Below are 24,788 nucleotides of genomic sequence, written 5' to 3'. Positions count from 1 at the left end.
GCCTCGCCGGCTTGTTTCCGCTTGCTGGACAGTGGCATGGGCGCCTATCTGGATGTTCGCCCGCGGCAGTCGTTCCGCAGCTCACGTCGCTATCTGCCACACACCAACGTGCTTGAAACTACGTTCGTTACCGATGCGGCTACGGCGACGCTGACCGATTTCATGCCGCTGGGCCGCCACGCTGCTGCCGCGCCGGAAGATTTCGTGCGCATACAAGCGCTGCCGTGGCTGGTGCGCATTATTCGCGCGACCGAAGGCGAGCTGGACGTTCGGCTGGACATGCGGCCGGGTGCGGCGTGGGGTACCTGCAAGCCAACGCTTCGCCGTGTCCAGCAAGGTGTCGCGTGGGATGGTGGAACGCTGCTGTGCGACCGACCGCTCGACCTGCACGATGAGCATATCGGCAGCGTAGTGCACCTGCGTGCTGGCGAGCAGCTGCGGCTGGTGCTGATGGCAGGTCAGCACGCGGTGCCGTCGGCCGTGTTCGCCCAGCTCGACCGTTTGCTGGACATCGCCACCGCGTACTGGAAAGCGTGGGTTGGCTACCGCGGCTATAAGGGGCCGTATGCCGAGGTCACGGAGCGCAGTGCACTGCTGCTGAAACTGCTGACGTTCGCGCCCTCGGGCGCCATTGTCGCGGCGGCCACCACGTCTTTGCCGGAAGTGCTGGGTGGCGAGCGCAACTGGGACTACCGGTTGAGTTGGGTGCGCGATTCCACCCTGACGCTGTTTGCCCTGTCCGTGCTCGGATACCACCAAGAGCCCGAGGCGTTCTGCAAATTCCTGTTTGGTTGTGGCGCCGGTGCGATCTTTCCCACGCAAATCGTCTATGGCATCCACGGTGAGCTTGATCTGACCGAGCGCGAGCTGACGCATCTGCGTGGCTACCGCGACAGCCACCCGGTACGCGTGGGCAATGCCGCGCACCGCCAGCGCCAGTTCGATGTGTACGGTGAAGTGATGGACTGGCTGATGCTGCGGCGCGAACTCGGCGGCACGCTACAACCTGCCGAGCTCGCGTTGCTGCGGCGAACCGCCGATTACGTTGCCGAACATTGGTGTGAGCCGGGTCAGGGTTTCTGGGAAGAGCGCGACGATCCGCAGCATTTCGTCTACGGCAAGATGATGTGCTGGGTGGCGCTCGATCGCGCACAGGACCTGCTGGATTGCCGTGACTATGAAGCCGTCAAGCAGGCCATCGTGGAAGACGTGCGCCGCCGTGGCATCGCACCTGGCGGTTATCTGCGCAAGTGTTACGACCGCGACAACATCGACGCCGTAGGGCTGCGCGCGCCGATCATCGATTTTCCGCTGCCACCCGGTTGCCTGCAGGCAACCATCGATGAGGTGCTGGTGCAGCTTGGCGCGGTGCGCGGCGTGTATCGCTACCGGGAAAAGGATGGCTTGCTTGGCGATGAGGGTACCTTCGTCGCCTGCGGTTTCTGGTTGGCCGATGCGCTGCTGTTTGCCGGCAAGCTGGAACAGGCGAAGGAATGGTTCGAGATCATGCTGCGGCAGGCGAATGACGTTGGCCTGTATGCGGAAGAGATCGATCCGGAAAACGGGCGGTTTCTCGGGAATTTTCCACAGGCGCTGTCGCATCTGTCGTTGATTCACAGCGCGGCTTTATTCGATTTTGTCGAGCACAGCGGGCATGGGGCTTTGCAGGGCACGCACGCCGATCGCGTGCAGCACGCCGTACGGATGATGGAGGAAGCGCGCCGGGCGCGGGATGCGAGCATCTCGGGCGGTAATGCGGGGGATTGGGTGTTGGATCTGGCTGCGCTTGGATTGGGATGAAGGCGGGTTGGGATGCCTGCGAATCCGTGTGTCCACCCGGCATGGTGGTGTTAGGGTTCGCGTTCGCTCACCCCGGCCCGGCCTATGCGGCTACATCTCTCGCTTCAGCTGATTCCTGGGCAGCCTGCGCGTCAACGCAAATGCTGCCAACGCACCTGCACCCCACAGCAACGCATTCCGGTTCGAGGTCAACCACCATTGGAAGCTGCTCGACTTCGCCCGCGCATCGAAGCGCCCATGTGTGCCCAGGTCCACGGGTGCCACATCGAACAGGTTGTCGGGCCGCTCCTCCGGCACCGGCTGCCTATCCACTTGCCCGCTGTAGCCTTGCCGCGCCAGCACGCGATCGACCAGCGAAGGAAACCATTTGTTGATCGCGATCGCCTTGACCGCCGGAAAGCCCACGCATACTTCACGGCGCCGGTGATGCGCCGCCCAGTGCACGCCGCGCGCCGCCAATTCGGGCTGAAAGATCGGCGGTACCGGTTGCGGGCGGCCGTCCAGGCGATTGCGTGCCCATTCGAATTGCGGTGTGTTGAAGGCCGACAGCTGCACCATGGTCACGTGCACCTTGCTGCGCTCGTGCAGAAGTTCCACGCGCAGCGCGTCGGTAAAGCCGCGGATGGCGAATTTTGCCGCACAGTAAGGCGCCTGCAGCGGGATTGCCCGATAGGCGAGGGCCGAACCGACCTGCACGATCGCGCCGCGATGGCGCCTGCGCATGCGCTTCAGTGCGGCCAGCGTGCCGTGCACGGTACCGAGATAGGTCACTTCGGTGGCGCGGCGGAATTCGTCGGCGGGAATCTCGCTGACGGGCGCGAATACGGTGGCCATGGCCGAATTGATCCAGATGTCGATGGCGCCAAGTTCCTGTTCTATGTGTTCGGCGGCCGCTTCCACTTGTTCGGCATTCGCAACGTCCACGGCAATCGGCAGTGCCACGCCGCCTAGCTCGCGTACTTCGTTGGCTGCATGTTCCAGCGCAGGATTATCACGTGCGAGCAAGGCGATCCATGCACCATCGCGCGCGAAGCGGTGCGCCGTGGCGCGGCCGACACCGGCGGATGCGCCGGTAATCACCACTACTTTGGGTTTTTTCTTCATGCTCGTTCACCTGTATGGGCCATGGTGGAGATGGGCACCAGCAACGGCTGTCGATGGAGCGCAACGCCACCCCCGGTCTGTTCGTGCTGCTGCATGGCGACCTCCTTACGCGTCGGCGCGATATGCTTCGATATCCTGTTTTTTCAATATCAGCCCCAGTCCTGCGCGCGCGATATCCACGGCCAGTTCGCCGTTGCGCAAGGTCGGCAAGCCGTCGAAGAACATCGACTCGATGCGCGCGTGATCATGAAAATATTCAATATGCCGCAGCCCGGTCGCGGCGCAGCACACATGCGCGTGGAGATGCGGCGCGCAGTGCGCGGAAATCGGTATACCGTAGCCTTGCGCCAGCGCGGCAGCCTTGAGAAAGCCGGTAAAGCCGCCGCAGCGCGTGCTGTCGATCTGCAGCACGTCCACTGCGCCGGTATCCAGCATGCGTGCGAAATACCAGTTGTCCCAGCCGTACTCGCCGGCTGCGACGTCGACGTTGTGGCGCACGCGATCGCGGATCAGCCGTAGGCCTTCCAGGTCATCCGAAGACACCGGCTCTTCGTACCAGTCGACCTTGCATTCATCGAATGCATCCATCAACGCCAATGCCTGCTTGCGGCCGTAGGCGCCGTTCGCATCCACCATCAGGCGCGTGTCTTCGCCGATCGCTTCGCGCGCCGCAAACACGCGCTTGGGATCGTCTTCCGGATGCGAGCCGACTTTCATCTTGACGCGTGGAATGCCCTGCGCCACATAGCCGGCAAGCTGGGTCTGCAATTGGTCCACCGTATAGGAGGTAAAGCCGCCGCTGCCGTACACCGGTACGCGCTCGCGTGCGCGGCCAAGCAGAGTGACCACAGAAACGCCAAGCAGCTTGGCTTTCAGGTCCCACAGGGCGTGATCCACCGCCGACAACGCCATCAACCCCAGACCGGGCGCGCCGATGTTGCGCAAGCTGCGGCGCATGGCTTGCCACAGAGCGGGGATGTCCATCGGATCGGCGCCAAGCAGGCATTCGCGCAGTGGCTTGGCGATCAGCGCGGCGGCTGCGCTGTGGGTGTAGGTGTAGCCCAACCCTTCGTAGTCGCCGCAGCGAATGCTGGCGAGCACGATGGTGGTGGCGTCCCAGCTGATGGTGCCATCGGCCTCCGGCGCGTCGGTGGGCACGGTATAGGCGGCCGCGTCGACGCGGTCGATCTGCGAGGTGGTGGTGCTCACCGGAAGCTCCTCGCTTCCGTGGCTTGTGTTGGTGTTTCGCGTAAAGCTGACATGCTGGCCGGCCGGATGCGCTGATGCGTTTCATCCTGCGCGGGGCCGGGTCATGTACGGGTGAATGGGACGATGTGGTTATGTGGATGCGGCGGCGGCCTTGCGCGGCTTCAGGCACGCGTCACGGCGCCCCATCACTCGCGCGCGGCGAGCGCCTTGTTCACCCGCAACGCAATCAATGTGCATGCCACGCCCGAGAGCAGATACACGCTCACTGCCACCAGCCCGAAACGCGCCGACAATCCCAGCGCCACCAACGGCGCGAACGCGGCACCGATCAGCCAGGCGAAATCCGAGGTCAAGGCGGCGCCGGTATAACGCATGCGGATTTCGAAGTTGGAGGTGACGCTGCCGGCGGCCTGGCCGTATGACAGGCCAAGCAAGCCGAAGCCGATGATGATGAAGGCATCCTGTGCGACCTGGCTGCCGCCGAGCAGCCACGGCGCGAACAGGGCGAAGATGCCGATGAGCACGGCAGCCGTACCGAGCGTGCTGCGTCGCCCGATGCGGTCGGCGATGACGCCGGAAGCTATCGTGCCGACGATGCCGACCAGCGCACCGATCATCTGGACCGTCAGCACCTTGCTCACCGCTTGCGTGGTGCCCAGCACGATCCACGACAGCGGGAAGATCGATACCAGGTGGAACAGCGCGTAGCTTGCCAGCGCGGCGAACGCGCCGATGAAAATGTTGTAGCCCTGCTGGCGCAGCATGTCGATGATGCCGATGGGTTCCAGCTCGCGCTCTTCCATGGCGAGCGTGTATTCATCGGTCACCACCAGGCGCAAGCGCGCAAACAGCGCCACGACGTTGATGGTGAAGGCGACGTAGAAGGGATAGCGCCAGCCCCACTGGATGAAGTCGTCGGTGGCCAATTGCGTATGCAGGAACAGGAACAAGCCGCTGGCGATCAGAAAGCCGATCGGCGCGCTGAGCTGTCCCAGCATGGCGTACCAGCCGCGCCGCTCCGGCGGCGTATTGAGCGCAAGCAGGGAAGGCAAGCCATCCCACGAGCCGCCCTGGGCAACGCCCTGCAGGATGCGGAAGAACATGAGCAAGCCGATGGCCCAGCCGCCGATGGTGTTGTAGGCGGGCAGGAAGGCCATGCCGGCGGTGGCGCTGCCAAGCAGGAACATGGCGATGGTGAGCTTGGTGCCGCGGCTCCAGCGCCGCTGCGCGGTCATGAACAAGGTGGTGCCGAGCGGGCGGACAATGAAGGCCAGCGAGAGAATCGCGAACGACAGCAGCATGCCGTCCAGCCGGCTTTCGAACGGAAAGAACACCGAGGGGAACACCAGCACGCAGGCGATGCCGAATACGAAAAAGTCGAAGTATTCCGCGGTTCGCCCGACGATGACGCCGACGGCGATTTCGCCGGGAGCCAGGCGGGCATGGGCATGGATGCGCCCAAGATCTTCCGGGGTCAAGCCCGCGGGTTCGCGCTGATCCTCAAACGTACTGGACATCGTCGTTGCTCGGATAGGGATGCGGCGGCCACAGCATGGCACCGTTGAGGCGTCAAGGCTAGGGAGGGGCGGGTGTATTTTGTGTCTGGCGGTGTTGGTGGCGCTACTACTGTTGCCGGGGATGGGCGCATCCGGCGAGCACGAATGCCCGCCTAAAATGACGACCCTTGTCGCGAAAAAGGCGCAGAAGTTGTCCTTCGCATCCCGCACACGCGGCATTCATGCGGCCACTCGGCATGATTGCGCGAGTATGCCGAGCGGCTCCGTTTCTCCCGTTGCAGTCCCTCAAATGGGGGATGCGGTCATCTGTCACACCGGTCTCGGCTTTCGCCGCGTGGGCATGACAACCGTATGGCAGTTCGGCGAAATGCCGCAGTATGTGCCGGATCGTGCTCGAACCATTTGCGTGTGGCCCATCGATCGGCGTACCTTGTCGACACAGCAGTACCCCCCTTTTCATTCGGTTGCGTCGGTCATGTCCATGAAGACTCTCCGCGGACTGCTACTGCTAGGCCTGCCCTTGGTGCTATCGGGGTGCCACACGGTGCTGATGTCGCCGTCCGGTGACGTCGCGCTGCAGCAGCGCAATCTGATCATCACCGCGTTCGTGCTGATGATGCTGATCGTGGTGCCGGTGATCGTTGCTTCGCTGGTGTTCGCGTGGCGGTACCGGGCGTCCAACCAAAAGGCACACTACGACCCGGAATGGGATCACTCCACCATTGTGGAGCTGATGATCTGGTCGGCGCCGCTGCTGATCATCATTGCGCTGGGCGCGATCACCTGGGTGAGCACGCACAAGCTGGATCCGTACCGTCCGCTCGATCGGATCGCGGCCGGCAAGGTCGTGCCGCTGGGTGTCGAGCCGCTGCAGGTGGACGTGGTGGCGCTCGACTGGAAATGGCTGTTTATCTACCCCGAGCAGAACATCGCGGTCGTGAACGAGATGGCGGCCCCGGTGGATCGGCCGATCCATTTCAACCTCACAGCGTCCACCGTGATGAATTCGTTCTTCATTCCCGCGCTGGCTGGCCAGATCTATGCCATGCCGGGCATGCAGACCACGCTGCAAGCGGTGATCAACAAGCCCGGCGATTATTGGGGCATGTCCGCCAATTACAGCGGCGACGGTTTCTCGTACATGAACTTCACCTTCCACGGCATGAGCGAGGACGACTTCAACAAGTGGGTGGCGCAGGCGAAAAGCCATGGCGACACGCTGGATCAAGCTACGTATACCGCGCTGGAGGCGCCCAGCGAAAAGAATCCGGTGCACTACTACGGCAGCGTGGCGCCGGGGCTTTATTGGTCCATCCTCAACCGCTGCGTTCAGCCCGGTCCTTCCTGCATGAACACGCTCCGCATGCCCGAGCCGAGCGGAGGCGGTGAAACTTCCGTTTCATCCGACGGCCATGCGGCCATGCCAATGGCTCATCCACAATGAACTCAGCACGGGTGCCGCGATGACTTTTCACTCTCCCGACCTCGGCAAGCTGATTTTCGGACGCCTTACCCTTGGTGATATTCCCTATCACGAGCCGATCCTGATCTTCACCTTCATCGGTGTGGCGATCGGCGCCATCGCGGTGCTGGGGTCGGTCACTTACTACCGCAAATGGGGTTATCTCTGGAACGAATGGTTCACCAGCGTGGACCACAAGAAGATCGGCATCATGTACATCGTGCTGGCGCTGGTCATGTTGCTGCGCGGCTTCGCCGATGCGCTGATGATGCGTGCGCAGCAGGCGGTCGCCTTCGGTGCGCACGAGGGCTACCTGCCGGCCTCGCACTATGACCAGATCTTCACCGCGCACGGCACGATCATGATCTTCTTCGTCGCCATGCCGTTCATCACCGGCTTGATCAATTTCGTGATGCCGTTGCAGATCGGTTCGCGCGACGTGGCATTTCCGTTCCTCAACAATTTCAGCTTCTGGATGACCGTGTCCGGCGCCCTGCTGGTGATGGTGTCGTTGTTCATCGGGGTGTTTGCGCGTACGGGTTGGCTGGCGTATCCACCGCTGTCGGAGCTGCCGACCAGTCCGGACGTCGGGGTGGACTACTGGATTTGGGGGCTGCAGATAGCAGGTGTCGGCACCACCTTGTCCGGCATCAACATGATCGCCACCATCGTGAAGATGCGCGCACCCGGCATGACCATGATGAAGATGCCGATCTTCACCTGGACGGCGTTGCTGGCGAACGTGCTGATCGTGGCGGCGTTTCCGGTGTTGACCGCCACGCTGGCCTTGCTGGCGCTGGATCGCTATGCGGGTACGCACTTCTTCACCAACGATCTTGGCGGCAACTACATGATGTACGTCAACCTGATCTGGGTGTGGGGACACCCGGAGGTGTATATCCTGATACTGCCGGCATTCGGGGTGTATTCCGAGGTCACTTCCACGTTCTCGCGCAAGCGCCTGTTCGGTTATGCGTCGATGGTCTACGCCACGGTGGTGATCGCGGTGCTCTCCTACCTGGTATGGCTGCACCATTTCTTCACCATGGGCTCGGGGGCAAGCGTCAATTCGTTCTTCGGCATCACTACCATGATCATCTCGATCCCGACGGGGGCGAAGATTTTCAACTGGATGTTCACCATGTACCGCGGCCGCATCGTGTACGACGTACCGATGATGTGGGTGGTGGCGTTCATCGTGACCTTCGTGATCGGCGGCATGACCGGCGTGCTGCTGGCGGTACCGCCAGCGGATTTCGAGTTGCACAACAGCCTGTTCCTGATTGCGCACTTCCACAACGTGATCATCGGTGGCGTGTTGTTCGGCATGTTCGCCGGCGTCAATTACTGGTTCCCCAAGGCGTTCGGCTTCCGGCTCGATCCGTTCTGGGGCAAGGTTTCGTTCTGGTTCTGGGTGGTCGGCTTCTATTTCGCCTTCATGCCGCTGTATTGGCTGGGCCTGATGGGGGTGACGCGCCGACTGCGCCATTTCGACGATCCGTCCCTGCAGATCTGGTTCGAGATCGCCGCATTCGGCGCGGTCCTGATCTTGATCGGCATCATCGCGATGATCGTGCAGTTTGCGGTGAGCATTCTTCACCGCGACAAGCTGCGCGATACCACCGGCGATCCGTGGCATGGACGCACGCTGGAATGGTCCACCTCATCGCCACCGCCGCCGTACAATTTCGCCTTCACGCCACAGGTGCACGACATCGACACCTGGTGGCAGATGAAGCAATACAACTGGCGCCGGCCGGTGCAAGGTTTCCTGCCCATCCACATGCCCAAGAACACCGGCACGGGCGTCTATCTGGCCGTGCTGAGCCTGGTCTTTGGCTTCGCCATGGTCTGGTACATGTGGCTGGTCGCGGCGATATCGTTCGTGGCGCTGCTGGCGGTGGCGATCCACCACACCTTCAACTACGACCGCGACTACTACATCCCCGCCGATGAAGTGGGGCGCGTCGAAGCGGCGCGCGCCGGAGCCTGATGCCCATGTCCGATATGACGATGACCGCAAGCGGCGGCAGTGGTGCACAAGAGGCGCTGCGCTTCCACGTCGAAGAAGCCCATCACCCGGAAAACGCCACGCTATTGGGCTTCTGGCTGTACTTGATGAGCGACTGCCTGATCTTCGCCTGCCTGTTCGCCACCTACGGCGTACTTGGCCGCGAATATGCAGGCGGTCCGTCTGCGAAGGAGGTGCTGGAACTGCCGATCGTGGCGGTGAACACCACGCTGCTGTTGCTTTCCTCGATCACCTACGGTTTTTCGGTGCTGGAGATGCAGCACAATCGCCGCGGGCCGATGATGGCGTGGCTGATCGTTACCTGGCTGTTGGGCGCAGGCTTCATCGGACTGGAGCTGACGGAATTCACGCACCTGATATCGATCGGTGCGGGCCCGTGGCGCAGCGCCTTTCTTTCTTCGTTCTTCACCCTGGTCGGCACGCACGGCTTGCATGTGACCTGCGGCTTGATCTGGATGATCGTGTTGCTGGTGCAGGTCGGAAAGAAAGGCTTGAATCCCGCCAATAAACGCCGGTTGATGTGCCTGTCGATGTTCTGGCACTTCCTCGATGTCGTGTGGGTCGGTGTCTTCAGCTTCGTTTATCTGATGGGAGTGCTGGCATGAGCGACCACACCCAGCATGGGCATGACGATGGCCATCACGAGCACGCCCACGACGGCGTGGACCAGATCCACGTCAGCCTCAAGGGCTACATGACGGGCTTCGCGGCGGCGGCGTTCCTGACCATTCTGCCGTTCTGGCTGGTGATGTCCGGCGCGTTCTCCAAGACCGGGCCGGCCGATGCCTTCATCCTGCTGCTGGCCGCGGTGCAGATTGTGGTGCACATGGTGTACTTCCTGCATTTGAACGCGAAGTCCGAAGGCGGCTGGAACATGCTGGCCCTGGTGTTCACCATCGTGCTGGTGGTGATCACGCTGAGCGGATCGATCTGGATCATGTACCACCTCAACCAGAACATGATGCCGTCGATGATGAAGAACGTGCAGAACTTGCCGTGATCGCTGCCGCCCGCGGCCCATGCGATCATTGCGGGCATGGCTGCCCACGACACTTCCTCGTACGACGCGCCGCGTATGCCGCGCGGCCCGGTCGCACTGACCCTGCTCGGCCTGTTGGCCGCGGCGCTCTTTATCGGCTTCGTTTCGCTGGGTAACTGGCAAGTCCACCGCCTCGCCTGGAAGCGCGCCCTGATCGCCCGGGTCGATGCGCGCGTGCATGCGCCGCCCATCGCGGCCCCCATGCGTGACCAATGGCCAGGCATCAGTGCAGAGAAAGACGAATACCTGCACGTACGCCTCAACGGCGTATTCCTGTATGACCGCCAGACGCTGGTGTGGACGGCTACCGACGAAGGCAGCGGCTTTTGGGTGATGACGCCGCTGCGCATGGCCGATGGTTCGGTCGTGCTGATCAACCGCGGTTTCGCGCCGGTGGATGCGTGCCGCCGCGATGGCCATTGCTCAGCAGGGCCAAGCGGTGAGGTAACGGTGACCGGCCTGCTGCGCATGCCTGAGCCATCCGGTTTCTTCCGCCGCAACGATCCGGCGCGCGACAACTGGTACACGCGCGACGTGGCCGCCATCGCCGCCGCGCGCGGTTTGCACGATGTGGCGCCTTATTTCGTGGATGCGGATGCCGGATCGGCCAGCAGCGGGCAGTGGCCGGAAGGGGGCATGACGGTGATCAACTTCCCCAATAATCACCTGAGCTACCTGATTACCTGGTATCTGCTCGCCTTGATGGTGCTGGGAGCGAGCGTTTACGTGGGATACGACGAATACCGCTTGCGTCGCCGAACGTAGGTTGGGGTGCAAACCCCAACATCGCCATGCACATACGTCTGGATGCTGGGGTTTGCACCCCAACCTACGCGTTACGCGCGGGAACCGAAGAACGTCGCGGTAAACATCGTGCTTAGCACGGCAGCCGTCGATGCATCCGGCATTTCGGTCGGCATGCTCATGTTGAAGTACAGCATGCCGTCGATCAGCGCCATGCTTCCCAGCGCAAGGTCGGGCGCGGGCAAGGGCAGCTGCATGCCCATCCGTTCGCAGAACTGGGTGATGAAGTAAGCGATCATGTCGCGCTTTTCCAGGCACAGCGCATTTAGCCGCTGGCGGAATTTCGCGTCGCGCACCGCGTGCAGCCGCGCTTCGGCCCATAGCACGTAGCTGGTGTTGTCGCGATAGCACTGACCGTAGAACAGGGCCAGCTGCTTTTGCAGGTCTTCGCTGGACATATCCGCATCCAAGAGCTGCTGCAGATCCTGCTGGATGTTGGAGTGATCGAGCCTGAGCAGTTCGATGAACAGGTCCGTCTTGCTGTTGAAGTTCGAATAGAACGCGCCGCGCGTGTAGCCGGCGTGGGCGGTGATGTCTTCCACGCTGGTCGCGGGTAACCCTTTCTTGGCAATGATCACCATTCCAGCTTCCAGCAGGCGCTGGCGGGTCTGTTCGCGGCTTTCTTCTCGGGTCAGGCGTTTGCGTGGCATGTCGCATGTTACCACGACGAATGGCACGTGTATCGAAATACATAGTTGTATTTGAATGCGATATCGGATTAGAGTTCGAAACCGTATCCCGCCCCAACATTCCCCAGGAGCTTTACCGTGAACCTCCCCCCTCACCGCCTGCCGCGCGGGCTGGCTCGTCATGCCTGGCTGCCGCTAGCGATATCCATTTCCCTGAGCCTGCTGGCCGGTTGCAGCGGCAAGGCGCCCCAGGCAGCAAGCGCCGCGCCGGTGATTGCCATGCCGGTGCAGGCCGTCGACGGTGCCGTGGCCGGCCGCTTCCCCGGCGACGTGCACGCCCGCTACGAGATGCCGCTGTCGTTCCGCATGGCAGGGCGACTGATCGCGCGCAACGTCGATCCTGGCGAGCGGGTGAAACAGGGGCAGCCCCTGGCCCAGCTCGATCCCGCCGATCCCAGCCTGCAGCTGGCCTACGCCAAGGCGACGCTGGAGGCGGCGGAGCATCGCCTGCTGTTCGCCACCCAGCAGCGCGACCGGGACGAAGCGCAGTTCAAGCAGAACCTGATCAGCCAATTGCAATGGCAGCAGACGCAGGACAACTACGCCGCTGCGCTGGCCGGACGCGACCAGGCCAGGCAGCAATACAAGCTGGCGCAGAGCACTACCCTGGTGGCCGATCACGACGGCATCATCACCAGCCGCCAGGCCGAAGTGGGGCAGGTGCTGGCCGCCGGCCAGCAGGTATTCGGCTTTGCCTGGTCCGGCGAACGCGAGGTGTATGTCGACGTGCCGGAAAGCCGGGTCGGCGGCATCGCCATCGGACAGTCAGCCACGCTGACTCTGCCGGCATTGCCAGGCCATACGTACGCTGCACGCGTACGCGAAATTGCGCCGGCGGCCGATGCGCAGTCGCATACCTATCTGGTCAAGCTCGCCGTCGATCATGCCGACCCGGCGCTGCAACTGGGCATGACGGCGGATGTTTCCCTGCAAGCCGGCAAGACCGACGATCCCCTGGTGAAGATCCCGGTCACCGCTTTGTTCCATCAAGGCGAGCATCCCGCCGTGTGGGTGGTGGACCCCGGCAATTCCACCTTGGCGCTGCGCCCGGTGACGGTGGCGCGCTACGACGAACGCGACGTGCTGCTTGCAAGTGGCCTCAAGCCCGGCGAACGCATCGTGATGCAGGGCGTGCACACCGTTTCGGTTGGCGAGAAGGTCACCCCGATCGCGCCGCCGCATGCCGAGGATGCGCCGCAATGAGTCACGAGGACCGCTTCAATCTTTCCGCGTGGACCTTGCGCCATCAGTCGCTGGTGTTTTTCCTGATGGGCCTGATCGCGCTGTTCGGCCTGCTGTCGTACAAGAACCTGTCGCAATCGGAAGATCCGCCTTTCACCTTCAAGGTGATGGTGATCCAGACCTATTGGCCCGGCGCGACCGCCAAGCAGGTGCAGGAGGAAGTCACCGACCGCATCGCGCGCAAGCTGCAGGAAACCGCCGATGTCGATTTTCTGCGCAGTTATTCGCGACCGGGCGAATCGCTGATCTTCTTCAACATCAAGGATTCGGCGCCTGCATCGGAGGTGCCGGAAACCTGGTACCAGGTACGCAAAAAAGTGGGCGACATCGCCCAACAGTTGCCGCAAGGCGTGCAGGGGCCGTTCTTCAACGATGAATTCGGCGACGTCTACACCAACATTTATGCGCTAGAGGGCGATGGCTATACGCCGGCGCAGCTGCACGACTATGCCGACCAATTGCGCGTGGAACTGCTGCGTGTGCCGGGGATTGGCAAGGTCGACTATTTCGGCGACCAGAACCAGCACATCTACATCGACATCAAGAACGCGACGCTGGCCAAGCTCGGCATCAGCCCGCAGCAAATCGGCCAGGCGATCAACGACCAGAACGCGGTCGCTTCCACCGGCGTGCTGACTACCGCGGACGATCGCGTATTCGTGCGCCCGAGCGGTCAGCTCGACAACATGGATGCGCTGGCAAACACCTTGCTGCACATCAACGGCAAAAGCTTCCGCCTGGGCGACATCGCCACCCTCCGGCGCGGCTACGACGATCCACCCAGTCAAACCATGCGGTTCATGGGCCGGCAGGTGCTCGGCATCGGCGTAACCATGCAGCCCGGCGGCGACGTGGTCCATCTCGGCAAGGCGCTGGACGTAAAAATCGGCGAGCTGCAAAAACGCTTGCCGGCCGGCCTGAAACTGTCGGAAGTCACCAGCATGCCGCATGCGGTCTCGCACTCGGTGGACGACTTCCTGGAGTCGGTAGCCGAAGCGGTGGCGATCGTGTTGCTGGTCAGCCTGCTGAGCCTGGGCTTCCGCACCGGCATGGTGGTGGTGATCTCCATTCCGTTCGTACTGGCCGCGACAGCGCTGTGCATGGACATGTTCGGCATCGGCCTGCACAAGGTGTCGCTGGGTACGCTGGTTCTCGCGCTGGGCCTGCTGGTGGACGACGCGATCATCGCGGTGGAAATGATGTCAGTGAAGCTGGAGCAGGGCTGGGGCCGCATGAAGGCGGCTGCGTTCGCCTACACCAGCACGGCATTTCCCATGCTGACCGGCACGCTGGTGACGGTGTCGGGGTTTCTGCCGATCGCTTTGGCCAAATCGAGCACTGGCGAATACACACGCTCGATCTTTGAAGTCTCGGCCATTGCCTTGCTGGTGTCCTGGCTGGCGGCGGTGATCGTGATTCCGCTGCTGGGTTATCACCTGCTGCCGGAACACCACCAGCGCGCCAAGCCAGGGCAGGAGTGGTGGGCGCGTTTTCTTCCGCAAGGTTGGCGCCAGGCGCGCGCGGCGCAAGCTGTGCAGCCGGTGCACAACGGCGAAGACATCGAGATCTACGACACCCGCTTCTATCGCCGCTTTCGTGGCTGGCTGGACGCGTGCCTGCGCTATCGCTGGCTGGTGCTGTTTTCGACGGTGGTGTTGTTCGTGATTGCGCTGGCCGGCTTCGGCCTGGTACCCAAGCAGTTCTTCCCCAGTTCCGATCGCCCGGAGCTGCTGGTGGATTTGCGCCTGCCGGAAGGCGCTTCCTATGCGGCGACGCTGCGCGAGACCGAACGCCTTGAAGCGGTGCTCAAGGGCCGCAAGGACATCGCCAACTACGTGAGCTTCGTCGGCAGCGGTGCACCGCGCTTCTACCTGCCGCTGGACCAGCAATTGGCACAGCCCAATTTCGCGCAGTTCGTGATCACGGCAAAAGACGTGAAGCAACGCGAGGAACTGGCGAGCTATCTGGAGGGCGAACTGAAGCGCGACTTCACCGCCGTGCGCACACGCGTCAGCCGCCTGGAGAACGGCCCGCCGGTAGGCTTCCCCGTGCAATTCCGCGTAGAGGGCGAAGACATCGCCACTGTGCGCGGCATCGCCGAACAAGTGGCTGGCGTGATGCGTGCCGACCCCGATACCACCAACGTGCAGTTCGACTGGGACGAACCGGCGGAGCGCTCCGTGCATTTCGACGTCGATCAATTCAAGGCGCGCCAGCTTGGCCTGACCTCGAAGAACATTGCCGATTTCCTGGCCATGAATCTCACCGGCACCACGGTGACGCAGTTCCGCGAGCGCGACAAACTGATTTCAGTGGATTTGCGCAGCGATCGCGGCGATCGCATTCATCCCGACCAGATCGAGCGTTTGGCGATACCTACCGCCAGCGGCACCGCCATTCCGCTCGCCCAGCTTGGACATGTGACGTACGGCCTCGAATACGGCGTGATCTGGGAACGCGACCGCCAGCCGACCATCACCGTGCAGGCCGATACGCGCAACGGTGCGCAGGGGTTGGATGTCACCAACGCCGTCGACAAGAAACTCGCCGCTATCCGCGCGCATCTTCCGGTGGGCTATCGCGTCGAAGTCGGCGGCTCGGTGGAGCAGAACCAGAAGGCGCAGGATTCGGTCAATGTGCAGATGCCCGTGTTGCTGGTCGCGGTACTGGTGCTGCTGATGATCCAGCTGCAAAGCCTCGGCCGCACGTTCATGGTGGTGCTGACTGCGCCGCTCGGCTTGATCGGGGTGATCGTCGCCTTGCTGATTGCCCATGAGCCATACGGCTTCGTCGCCATGCTGGGCATGATCGCGATGTTCGGCATCATCATGCGCAACTCGGTGATCCTGGTGGACCAGATCGAGCAGGACATCCGTGCCGGCCATCCACGCTGGGAGGCCATCGTCGGTGCCACCGTGCGGCGTTTCCGCCCGATCACGTTGACCGCTGCGGCAGCGGTGCTCGCCCTGATTCCGCTCCTGCGTAGCAACTTCTTTGGACCGATGGCCACGGCGCTGATGGGCGGCATCACCGTCGCCACGGTGCTGACGCTTTTCTATCTGCCTGCGCTGTACGCGACCTGGTTCCGCGTGCGCGCCGATGAACCCGCCAGGGAACCGGAGGCTGCCACATGACGCCCGCACATACGATGATTTCCTCACTACGCATGACCGCGCTGGCGGCCGCGCTGACCTTGGCAGGCTGCGCGTTCGCGCCACCGGCCAAGCCACCTGCGTCGCTCACGCCGGCGCATTACACCGCCCAGACCTTGCCGGCCGATACCGCCAAGGTGGACGGTGTATCGCAGCACTACAGCCTGGGCGAACGCGCCGTGCCGCAGTGGTGGCGCGAATACGGCAACGACACGCTCGATGCCTGGGTGGAGGAGGGCTTGCGCAACAACCCATCGCTGGCGGCGACCCGGCACACGCTGGAGGCGGCGCACCAGCTGCTGCGCGCGCAGATCGGCGCCAACATGCTGCCCTCGCTGGATGCGCAGGCGCAAAGCAGCCGGCAGCGTGCGCTGGGTTTTCCGGCCTTCGGGCCGCCCACCAACCTGTATGACGTCTACGCCGGGCAGCTTGCGCTCAGCTACAACTTCGACCTGTTCGGCGCCACGCGGCATGGTATTGCGCAGACCGCGGCGCAAGTGGACCAGCAGTCCTACGAATTCGACGCGGCCAAGCGGACGCTGGCCGCCAACATCGTGCTGGCGGCCATCAATGCCGCATCGCTCGAAGAACAGGTGCAAACCAGTGAGCAGCTGTCCCGGCTCGCCCACAGCCAGGCCGATCTGACGGAACGCCAGCGAGTGCTTGGCGCAGCGTCGCAAGACGATGTGCTGAGCCTGCGCGAGCAGGCTGCAAGCATCGATACCTCGCTGCCGCCCTTGCGCGCGCAGGCGGAAAAGGCGCGCCATGCCCTGGCAGTCTTGCTGGGCCGCACGCCCGACCAGGCGCCGGCGAATCTCCAGCTGTCGGATCTGCATCTGCCGGCAAGCGTGCCGGTGAGCGTGCCGTCCGATCTGCTGCGGCAACGGCCAGACGTGTTGGCCGCCGAAGCGGCGGTACATGCGGCTTCCGCGGGGGTGGGCGTGGCGACGGCGAACCTGTTTCCACAGCTCTCATTGTCGGCCACGCTGGGCACCGAGGGATTCAAGCCGTCGAGCCTGTTTACCGGCGCAGGCTCGGTGTGGAGCGCCGGACTTTCGCTGACGCAACCGATCTTCCACGGCGGCGAGCTGATCGCCCGGCGCAAGGCGGCCATCGCGGATTACGAAGCGGCCATCGCCAACTACCAGCAAACGGTGTTGAACGCGTTCCAGAATGTGGCCGACACGTTGACGGCATTAAACCAGGATGCCGCCACGCTGCAGGCGGCGCAGATCGCGGCCAAGGCAGCGGAGCAGACGTTCGCCCATACCGATGCGCGCTATCGCCTGGGCGCCACCTCGTATCCGTCGATGGTGTTGAGTGAACAGCATTGGCAGAACGCGAAGTTGACGGAGATCCAGGCGCGCGCGTCGCGGCTGGCGGATACGGCGGCGTTGTTCCAGGCGATGGGTACGCCGCAGCCGGAGACGCTGGCGGACAATACGCGGCGTTGATGGATTGGGCTGGGGTGTGAAATCCCATTTGCGATGAGGAGCTTGTGCTTGCAGTGACTCGCCCCCTCCCCTACTTCGCAGGGGAGGGAACGCATCGTGGCGGGTGAGAGATGCGTGCTTACGAGGTTGCCGCCATGGCCCCAAGTTCTGCCCATCGCCGCAAGCAGGGCTTCAACCGCCCATTTCAAAATCCGCCCCCCGAAACGTCTACCAGGAAGACCGCAACCCGCTTCCCTGGAACGTACGCCTTGAACAATCCCAACCGTCCCCCTGCCGGTGTGCTGGGCATCGGGCTCGAAGCCTTGCTTCCCGCCGGTACGTATGCGCCCCGCCGCGGGCCGCTCCTCGATCGGCAACCTAGCGGTGCCAGGGATGCCGGCGCGCTGGCGCATCTGCTCGATTCGCTGCACCACCGTAAGGACTGGAGCGGCCCCTGGTACAGGCGCAGCGTCTCGGCGTTGAAGTACCTGGTGCGCAGCCTGGGCATCGGGGCGCAGCACCAGCGCTTTCTCGCTCTCATTGCCGCCGATTCTGTCATGCACGCCTACCGGCTTCGCGATCCGCGCTTGCTGGAGCGTCACATGCACCGCTATGTCAACGCGCATTGGCACCGGCGCGATCGCCTGACTTATTTGCAGCAGCACTACCGTTTCGCCAAGGCGCACCTGCCGCCCGGGTTGTACGAGCTGGTCTATGCCATGGGCCATGCAAGTTTAGGAAGCTTCACGGCCAAGGACGGCTCCTTGCTGACCCTGTGCATGCGGCCGCCGATCCATATGGGTTGCGAAGGCGAGCTGTGCCTGCAGTTGTGCGACGCCAACGAAGATCCGCTGTACAGCATCGTCTTCACGATTGCCGATGAGAAACCGACGCTGATGATCGGCTGCCTGCAGGGGCCAGGCGGCGAAAATGCCAGGGATCTCGTGCGCGAACTGACGCGCATCCTGCATGGCATGCGGCCCAAGCAATTGATGCTGTCGCTGGCCTATGCCTTTGCGCGCCACTATGGCATCGAGCGGCTGGTGGCGATCGGCAACGATGCGCATCCGCTACGCCGCAGCGGCCGCCCGCTGTTTGCCGATTACGATGCCTTCTGGGAAGAGCAGCGCGGGCAACGCATCGGCGGCGGCTGGTACGCACTGCCGGCCTCGTTGACGCAGAAAGCGGCGGCAGACGTGCCCAGCCACCACCGCGCCGCCTTCCGTCGCCGCGAGGCGCTGCGGCGGGAGGTCGAGCAGTTGCTGCTGAACGCGCTGCAGCCGCCGATGCCCGTGTCCGCAAGCGCCGCGCCAAGGGCGATGCGCAGTATGTTCCCGCTTATGGCAGGCTCTGGCCGTTGAGGTATGAACAGCGTGACGCTAAGCATGCACGTGAGCGACATCGAAAAGTTGTTTCGCGAGCAGAATCGCGCGCTGATCGCCTTTTTGCAATGTCGCCTCAATTCTTTGTCGGATGCGCAGGAAGTGGCGCAGGAAGCGTATCTGCGCATGTTGACCATGGATAACCGCGACGAGGTCGATTCGTTGCGCGGCTATCTGTTCAAGATCGCAGGCAACCTTGCCATCGACCGACTGCGCAAGCGCAAGGTGCGCAGCGAGTTTGCGGTGGTCCAGGCGCAGGACGAGCCGGTAGATGAGGATAGTCCGGTCCACCATGTGGTGGCGGTGGAACAGGCACTCAGTGTTCGCCGCGCCTTGAGCGAGTTGCCGGCCAAAACCGCGCGAGCCTTTGTGATGCACGTGATAGAAGGGCGCGATTTCAGCCATGTCGCGCAAACCATGAAACTCAGCGAGCGCATGGTGCGCTACCACGTCGCGCATGCGCTGGCACATTGCCGTGCGCACGTCGACGAGACGGAGGTGCCGTGATGACAAACAAACAACAAGACCACACGATGCAGGTTGCCGCGCAATGGTGGGCAAAACTGCGCGAACCGCACGCGGGCGATGACGTTGTCGAGCAATGGTTGGCATGGACGAGCGAAGACGAGCGACACCTGCAGGCGTTCGAACAGGTGAGCGCCCTGGCCGAGCGCCTGGGTACGCTCGACCCGATGTCGCGGCATGCACTGTTGAGGGACTTTGCGCGCCCGACCCCGGCGCGGCAGCGTTGGCTGCCGTTGGCTGCGGCAGCGTCGATCGCGGTCGCGATGCTGTGCGGTGTCTTCTATGTCGCCTGGATGCAACGCGCCGCCGGCGTTGCCGCCCAGGTTTATCAGAGCGGCGTCGCGCAGAACCGAGACTTTATCCTGCCGGATGGCACCAAGGTGGCGCTGGGCGCCGCGTCCAGCTTGCGCGTGACCTACGGCAGCGATGAGCGCGATGTCGAGGTGCGCGGTGGCGAAGCCTATTTCGAGGTCGTGCACGACCGCCGCCGCCCCTTTGTGGTGACGGCCGGCAACGTCACGGTGCGTGACATCGGCACCGCCTTCGACGTGCGCCGCACCGGCGAGCGCGTAACGGTCGCGGTGACACAAGGACGCGTAGCGATCGCCGACCGGCACGCGCAAGCAAATCCGCACGACACGCTGGAAGCCCGGGCCGGACAGCGCGTGTCCTACGACCCGGATGCATCGAGCATGACGGTCGATCTCATCACCCCCGCCCAGGCGACGGCGTGGCGCAGCGACCGCCTCGAATTCATCGACGAACCGTTGAGCGTGGTGATCGCCAACCTCAATCGCTACGCCAGCAAGCCGGTGCATGTCGCTGATACGGATCTGAACGTGTTGAGCTACACCGGCACCATCCGCACCGATGCGATCGATAGCTGGGTGGAGGCCTTGCCGGAGGTGTTTCCGTTGCGCGTGAGCACGCAAGCCGGCCAGGTGGTGTTGTCGGATGCAAGGCATACGCAGCGTTGAGCATCCACTGCGGCACGCCGCCGACCATTGCAAGCTAGCGCGTAGGTAGGCGGTGAGCGCATGCGAACCCCAACGTTGCCACGCAGAATGCCATGTTGGGGTTCGGCGTCGCCTCACCGCCAACCTACGCGGGTCCATCCACGGCGGATCATTGCGGCGATGTTGGGATTGCATTCCGGCCTACGTTGCAAGCTTGCCGCAAGCTAACGGACACGCATCACTGCGATATGGTCTTTTATGGCCGGCAGGTGATGCCAACTGACAAGCTGCATGTCACACTCATGATTTGGTGCAGAGTCGACGCATGTCATGAGGCGATTTGCCTGGTTGCCCACGTACGGCAGCCTGACAATGGGGATGGTTGCATGGACGGCGGCGGCATTACCGGTGCATGCGGCGGAGCAAGCGGTCAGCACGCGTTTCGAGATACCGGCGCAATCGCTGTCCACCGCGCTGATCGCATTTGGCAAACAAGCCAACGTGCAGGTGCTGACGGCCAGCAAGACGGTGGATGCCCTGCGTTCGCACGAGGTGGTCGGACTGTTGACGCCGACGGCGGCGCTGGCGCGCCTGCTGGATGGTACGGCGATGCGCTATGACTTCGTCGACGCGCGCACGGTGGTAATCAAGCCGCGGACGGACGCGTTCGTGCAGCCGTCCAAACGGCCATCTGCCGATGCATCGGCTACGGTCTTGTTGCCACCCATCCAGGCGATCGGGCTGGTGGGACGGGATGCCGGCTTCATGTCCGACGTCACCAGCGGACCCGGACGCATGCTGGCCGATCCGCTGGACGAGCCGGAATCGGTCAGCGCGGTCACGCAAAGCCTGCTGCAGTCGGAGCAGGCGCTGACGATTGCCGATGCCATCCGCAACGTGGCCGGTGCGCAATACGTGGATGGCACCAGCGGGCTGCCGGTGTTCGATGTGCGCGGCTTCCTGACCGGCAACGGCATGACCGACGGCATGCCGAACAATGTGCTGGGTATCGGCGACTATCCACCGATGATCGCGCTGGAACGCGTCGAGGTATTGAAAGGGCCGCAGGCGGTGCTCGGCGACACCTCGGCCTATAACAACTTCGGCGGCCTGATTGATGTGGTCCTGAAAAAGCCGCAGGGTGATCCGGTGCGGCAGCTGACCTGGTCGTTCGGGGAACACGGCGAAAAGCAGCTTGGCCTCGATCTGGCCGGTCCGCTGAACGCCAGCAGGTCGCTGACGTATCGCCTGATCGTGAACGGCGACGTGGCCGACCGCACGCCGCAAGGCATGCGCGGGCAGCGCGATCGCTATGTGGCCCCGTCGATCGGGTGGTCTACGCCCAACACCACCTTGATCGCCGGCATGTCGTGGATGATGAACCGCGTGCCCATCCCGGATCACGTGCTGCTGTTTGGCGACACGCTGGCATCGGCGTCGCCGCCCGGAATCCTGCTGGACAATCCGAACGATCACAGCTCGGTGGAAACGCGGCGGCTGTTCTATCTGCTGGAACATCGCTTCAACGACACGTGGACATTCCGCAGCCGGGCGCAGTACGTGCGCGAGACCATGGACTTGCAGAATTGGCTGGTGAATGGCCTGGATGCCTCTGGCGATACGGGCGCGCTGGCGCAGGTTTACCGTGCGTCCGATGCGTATTACACCTTGCAGAACGACCTGGTCGCTTCGTTCGGGCACGGCTGGATGCAGCATACGGTGATGCTGGGCGTCGACTATTCGCGCATCCAGCTTGGCAGCGGACTTGACGCCTTCGGCAATGGCGGCTCCGGCATCGTCTACAACATTTTCAGCAACGGGCCGCTACAAGCGCCAGCTTCGCAGTTTTCGTCGAACGATTACCTCAATGGCTACACATCTGGCACGCCGTGGACCACCGAGAGCGGCGTGTTCCTGCAAGACCAGGTCAACCTCGGCAGCCGATGGGAGGCCTTGCTGGCGGTGCGCCGCACCAGCTATCAGCTGGACCTCACGCATCCGGATGGCACGCCATGGAATCTGCACAAGGTGCATTGGGTGCCGAATTTCGGGTTGGTCTACAAGCTGGCGCCGAACGTGTCGCTATATGCCAATACCTCGAACGGATTCCAGCCGGACGTGGATCTGGGCAAGAACAACACGCCGCTGCCGCCGTCGCTGTCGCGGCAGCTCGAAGCGGGCGCCAAGTTCGATCTGTTCCAGCATCACGCACGCCTGACGGTGGCCGCTTACCGCATCATGCTCGATCACAGCAATGATCTGGTCTCGCTGCAGCCGCCGTACTACATCGTCGGCGGACCCGGGCAGTCGAACCAGGGTATCGAGCTCGAGTTCAACGGACAGTTGTTGCCGGGCTTGAATCTCAGCACGGCGTACACGCGCGCCTCGGTGCACAACAACGACGGCACCTCGGCGACGGGCGAAGCGCAACAGCGTTTCAACCTATGGGCCAGCTACGCGTTCCAGCACGGCTGGATGCGCGGCTTTGGCGTGGCCGGCGGCGTGTTGGCACGCAGCCGTAGCCTGGGGGAGATGTCCGACGATAGCGCCTACATCCAGATTCCGGGGCAGGCGAGGGTGGATATGAACGTGTTCTACCGCGCGCAGCGTTGGAGCGTGACGTTGGGTGTGCGCAATCTGCTATCCAGGAATTTATACAGCCCGACGTTCAATGAAACGTTTGTGCCGCTGGATGATCATCGTACGTTCTTGTTGAGCGGGGCGGTGGATTTTTGACTTGTAATGCCGCGTCACCGACGTCCGTAACCCCATGGCTGGGACGAATCCCAGCCTAAAGGTCTGCCGTTCGCAATGATCAGAAGTGATACGTTCCCGTAAGGCTCACCACATCTCCCGAATCATCGAAGTAGCCGTTCATCGTGCCCGCACCCAGCAACGGTGCGTTGGCCAGATGTACCGGCGTGTGCCCCACGAACAGATGCTGGTATCCCAGGTCGATACCGATGTGATCGGTGGCTTTGTAGCCGATGCCGAAGCCCAGCAGTTTGCGGTTGCCGTCCGGTACGCGTGGATCGCGGCTGAGGGTGACGGTGGGTGTCTGGTCGTAACCGATGCCGCCGTGCAAGGTCCATTGATCGGTGAGTTTGTAATCACCGCCGACCGAGAAGAAATAGCTGTCCCGATAGTGCTCTGGCAGCGCCACCAGCGTTTGGCCGTCCGAAGTGAGGATCAGGTTCTTGAAGGTCGACCATTGCGTCCATTTCACCGTGCCGGCGAGCGATAGGCGGTCGGAGAATTTATGCAGCCAGTCCACCGTGGCGTATGCGGGCGTATCCAGCCTTGCGCTTGCGTTGGCGCCGTTCGGGTTGAGCGTGGGCAATGCAGGATCGAGTAGCGGCGCCAGCGCGAGCAACTGCTGGCCGGCCGCGCTGCCGTAGAGGTTGTAGCTGCCGCTCAGCGTGTTCTGTACGCGCGAGTGATAGCTGGCGCCGAACGTATCCAGATCGGTCGGCTTAAACACGAAACCGCCGAAATAGCCAAGCGAGACATTGCGTTTCACGTTGACGTTGAGTTGCACGTCATCCTGCTGCGGCGGCAATGGCAGGCCGAAGAGTGCCTGCGCGGCGCCGTTCGGATCGAGCATGGTGTCGAGCTGCGCCTTGGTGCGCTGGCCAAGCACGCCGACGCCGATCGAGAACTGGTCGTTGAGCTTGAAGGATGCCGACAGGCTGAGCGCGATGGATTCCAGATCCGTGCGGGTGCCGAAGTAGCGTCCTTGCCAGCTCGCGTTGTAATTGCTGGCGAGGCCATAAGGCACGGCCACCGAAGCACCCAGCGCAAACCAGTTGTTCACCGGCACCACCGCGGCAAGGTTGGGAAACGGCTTGAACCGGCCGAAGCCATTGGGATTGCCGCCGGTGGTCGGATTGCCGTCGACGTCCAGCGTCGAACCATTGAACTGCGCCTGCGGGCGAATCTCGGTGGCGGTGGCTTGCAGCACCGGTCCCGAGAAGAACGACATGGCGGCGGGATTATTGAAGGCGGCGGTGGGATCGTCGGGGAACAGCGAGGTGCCGGCATTCGCACGAGCCCAGCCCGCGGCGTTGTCGGTGGGAAGTTGAAAGGCGCTGGCCATCGCCGCGCCGGGTAGCGCAAAGGTGGACAGGACGGCGACCGCAAGACGGGTACGGAAGCCACGGCGGATAGTAGGGAGCTTGGAATTGTGATTCACGTTGGTCTCCTTGCGTGGGCTTTGAGCTGACGCGGCGCTAAGTTTCTGTAAAAAGGGTGATGAGGCGGTGGATACCGTGTCTTTCGCGTATTCACGCTGGGCATCTCGACCAGTCGCCGTTCATGCAGGGCCGTGCATCGCGTTTTTGCGACGCTTGCACAAGCTGTGGCGAGGGCTGTCGTAGGTTGGCGGTGAGCGAATGCGAACCCCAACATTGCCATGCAGGCGCCGGTGTTGGGGTTCGCCCCGG

At 63.0% G+C, this 24,788-nt stretch carries 18 protein-coding genes; 13 read left to right on the top strand and 5 right to left on the bottom strand.

Annotation, left to right across the window (positions count from 1 at the left end; translation table 11 throughout):
- Positions 1-1,800 (top strand): glycoside hydrolase family 15 protein (locus VMA74_RS03945; protein WP_325365015.1); only part of this gene is annotated, 1,800 nt, incomplete at its 5' end.
- A gap of 90 nt (positions 1,801-1,890) precedes the next feature.
- On the opposite strand, the gene VMA74_RS03940 is transcribed toward VMA74_RS03945, so the two are convergent.
- From VMA74_RS03940 to VMA74_RS03930, 3 genes are all read right to left on the bottom strand, one after another.
- Entirely contained in the window at positions 1,891-2,904 is a 1,014-nt protein-coding gene (locus tag VMA74_RS03940; RefSeq protein WP_325365013.1) for an SDR family oxidoreductase, read from the bottom strand.
- Positions 2,905-3,009: 105 nt separating this feature from the next.
- Positions 3,010-4,113, bottom strand: a complete 1,104-nt coding sequence (locus tag VMA74_RS03935; RefSeq protein ID WP_325365011.1) for an enolase C-terminal domain-like protein — start codon at positions 4,111-4,113, stop codon at positions 3,010-3,012.
- A gap of 185 nt (positions 4,114-4,298) precedes the next feature.
- Positions 4,299-5,630 carry an MFS transporter gene (locus VMA74_RS03930; RefSeq protein ID WP_325365009.1) on the bottom strand — a complete coding sequence of 444 codons (1,332 nt, stop codon included), beginning with the start codon at positions 5,628-5,630 and terminating at the stop codon, positions 4,299-4,301.
- A 481-nt stretch (positions 5,631-6,111) separates the two neighbouring features.
- Here VMA74_RS03930 and cyoA point away from each other — a divergent pair, with 481 nt between their 5' ends.
- The 5 genes from cyoA to VMA74_RS03905 are packed head-to-tail and all read left to right on the top strand — an operon-like array spanning position 6,112 to position 10,928.
- Positions 6,112-7,074 carry a ubiquinol oxidase subunit II gene (gene cyoA / locus VMA74_RS03925; RefSeq protein ID WP_325365007.1) on the top strand — a complete coding sequence of 321 codons (963 nt, stop codon included), beginning with the start codon at positions 6,112-6,114 and terminating at the stop codon, positions 7,072-7,074.
- A 52-nt stretch (positions 7,075-7,126) separates the two neighbouring features.
- A complete protein-coding gene (cyoB, locus tag VMA74_RS03920) occupies positions 7,127-9,085 on the top strand; it encodes a cytochrome o ubiquinol oxidase subunit I (protein WP_325365019.1) in 1,959 nt (652 codons plus the stop codon).
- A 5-nt stretch (positions 9,086-9,090) separates the two neighbouring features.
- Positions 9,091-9,729, top strand: coding sequence for a cytochrome o ubiquinol oxidase subunit III (gene cyoC, locus VMA74_RS03915; protein ID WP_325365005.1), 639 nt, complete (start codon positions 9,091-9,093; stop codon positions 9,727-9,729).
- Positions 9,726-10,124: a cytochrome o ubiquinol oxidase subunit IV gene (cyoD, locus tag VMA74_RS03910; protein ID WP_325365003.1), complete on the top strand. Its 399-nt coding sequence runs from the start codon at positions 9,726-9,728 to the stop codon at positions 10,122-10,124. The genes cyoC and cyoD overlap by 4 nt, the downstream gene beginning before the upstream one ends.
- Before the next feature lie 36 nt (positions 10,125-10,160).
- Positions 10,161-10,928 (top strand): SURF1 family protein, encoded by a 768-nt coding sequence (locus VMA74_RS03905; RefSeq protein ID WP_325365001.1) that lies wholly within the window; start codon positions 10,161-10,163, stop codon positions 10,926-10,928.
- A 71-nt stretch (positions 10,929-10,999) separates the two neighbouring features.
- Here VMA74_RS03905 and VMA74_RS03900 read toward each other — a convergent pair whose 3' ends face one another.
- Positions 11,000-11,617 carry a TetR/AcrR family transcriptional regulator gene (locus tag VMA74_RS03900; RefSeq protein WP_325364999.1) on the bottom strand — a complete coding sequence of 206 codons (618 nt, stop codon included), beginning with the start codon at positions 11,615-11,617 and terminating at the stop codon, positions 11,000-11,002.
- Positions 11,618-11,734: 117 nt separating this feature from the next.
- Between VMA74_RS03900 and VMA74_RS03895 the strand changes: the two genes are divergently transcribed.
- The 7 genes from VMA74_RS03895 to VMA74_RS03865 all read left to right on the top strand — a co-directional run bounded on the left by VMA74_RS03895 (position 11,735) and on the right by VMA74_RS03865 (position 23,082).
- Positions 11,735-12,859, top strand: coding sequence for an efflux RND transporter periplasmic adaptor subunit (locus VMA74_RS03895; RefSeq protein ID WP_325364997.1), 1,125 nt, complete (start codon positions 11,735-11,737; stop codon positions 12,857-12,859).
- Positions 12,856-16,032, top strand: a complete 3,177-nt coding sequence (locus VMA74_RS03890; protein WP_325364995.1) for an efflux RND transporter permease subunit — start codon at positions 12,856-12,858, stop codon at positions 16,030-16,032. Before VMA74_RS03895 ends, VMA74_RS03890 begins: the two co-directional genes overlap by 4 nt.
- On the top strand, positions 16,029-17,504 hold the full coding sequence (locus VMA74_RS03885; RefSeq protein WP_325364993.1) for an efflux transporter outer membrane subunit: 1,476 nt from the start codon (positions 16,029-16,031) through the stop codon (positions 17,502-17,504). The genes VMA74_RS03890 and VMA74_RS03885 overlap by 4 nt, the downstream gene beginning before the upstream one ends.
- Before the next feature lie 248 nt (positions 17,505-17,752).
- Positions 17,753-18,844 (top strand): VirK/YbjX family protein, encoded by a 1,092-nt coding sequence (locus VMA74_RS03880; RefSeq protein WP_325364991.1) that lies wholly within the window; start codon positions 17,753-17,755, stop codon positions 18,842-18,844.
- 24 nt (positions 18,845-18,868) lie between these two features.
- Positions 18,869-19,372 carry an RNA polymerase sigma factor gene (locus VMA74_RS03875; RefSeq protein ID WP_325365017.1) on the top strand — a complete coding sequence of 168 codons (504 nt, stop codon included), beginning with the start codon at positions 18,869-18,871 and terminating at the stop codon, positions 19,370-19,372.
- Positions 19,372-20,367, top strand: a complete 996-nt coding sequence (locus VMA74_RS03870) for a FecR family protein (RefSeq protein WP_325364990.1) — start codon at positions 19,372-19,374, stop codon at positions 20,365-20,367. The genes VMA74_RS03875 and VMA74_RS03870 overlap by 1 nt, the downstream gene beginning before the upstream one ends.
- 309 nt (positions 20,368-20,676) lie before the next feature.
- The gene (locus VMA74_RS03865; protein WP_325364988.1) at positions 20,677-23,082 is read left to right on the top strand and encodes a TonB-dependent receptor; all 2,406 of its coding nucleotides are present in this window, start codon (positions 20,677-20,679) and stop codon (positions 23,080-23,082) included.
- A gap of 79 nt (positions 23,083-23,161) precedes the next feature.
- Here VMA74_RS03865 and VMA74_RS03860 read toward each other — a convergent pair whose 3' ends face one another.
- On the bottom strand, positions 23,162-24,538 hold the full coding sequence (locus VMA74_RS03860) for an outer membrane protein transport protein (protein WP_325364986.1): 1,377 nt from the start codon (positions 24,536-24,538) through the stop codon (positions 23,162-23,164).
- Positions 24,539-24,788 lie beyond the last annotated feature (250 nt).

This window comes from Dyella sp., assembly GCF_035508675.1.
Taxonomy (GTDB): domain Bacteria; phylum Pseudomonadota; class Gammaproteobacteria; order Xanthomonadales; family Rhodanobacteraceae; genus Dyella_B.
This window is presented reverse-complemented; position numbering and strand designations above follow the sequence as displayed.

Excerpts from the sequence above, each read along its gene's own strand:
- VMA74_RS03870 (WP_325364990.1), top strand. The coding sequence starts at position 19,372 with ATGACAAACAAACAACAAGACCACACGATGCAGGTTGCCGCGCAATGG.
- VMA74_RS03900 (WP_325364999.1), bottom strand. The coding sequence starts at position 11,617 with ATGCCACGCAAACGCCTGACCCGAGAAGAAAGCCGCGAACAGACCCGC.
- VMA74_RS03940 (WP_325365013.1), bottom strand. The coding sequence starts at position 2,904 with ATGAAGAAAAAACCCAAAGTAGTGGTGATTACCGGCGCATCCGCCGGT.
- VMA74_RS03885 (WP_325364993.1), top strand. The coding sequence starts at position 16,029 with ATGACGCCCGCACATACGATGATTTCCTCACTACGCATGACCGCGCTG.
- VMA74_RS03875 (WP_325365017.1), top strand. The coding sequence starts at position 18,869 with ATGCACGTGAGCGACATCGAAAAGTTGTTTCGCGAGCAGAATCGCGCG.
- cyoC (WP_325365005.1), top strand. The coding sequence starts at position 9,091 with ATGTCCGATATGACGATGACCGCAAGCGGCGGCAGTGGTGCACAAGAG.
- VMA74_RS03905 (WP_325365001.1), top strand. The coding sequence starts at position 10,161 with ATGGCTGCCCACGACACTTCCTCGTACGACGCGCCGCGTATGCCGCGC.
- cyoD (WP_325365003.1), top strand. The coding sequence starts at position 9,726 with ATGAGCGACCACACCCAGCATGGGCATGACGATGGCCATCACGAGCAC.
- cyoA (WP_325365007.1), top strand. The coding sequence starts at position 6,112 with ATGAAGACTCTCCGCGGACTGCTACTGCTAGGCCTGCCCTTGGTGCTA.
- VMA74_RS03865 (WP_325364988.1), top strand. The coding sequence starts at position 20,677 with ATGAGGCGATTTGCCTGGTTGCCCACGTACGGCAGCCTGACAATGGGG.
- VMA74_RS03890 (WP_325364995.1), top strand. The coding sequence starts at position 12,856 with ATGAGTCACGAGGACCGCTTCAATCTTTCCGCGTGGACCTTGCGCCAT.
- VMA74_RS03930 (WP_325365009.1), bottom strand. The coding sequence starts at position 5,630 with ATGTCCAGTACGTTTGAGGATCAGCGCGAACCCGCGGGCTTGACCCCG.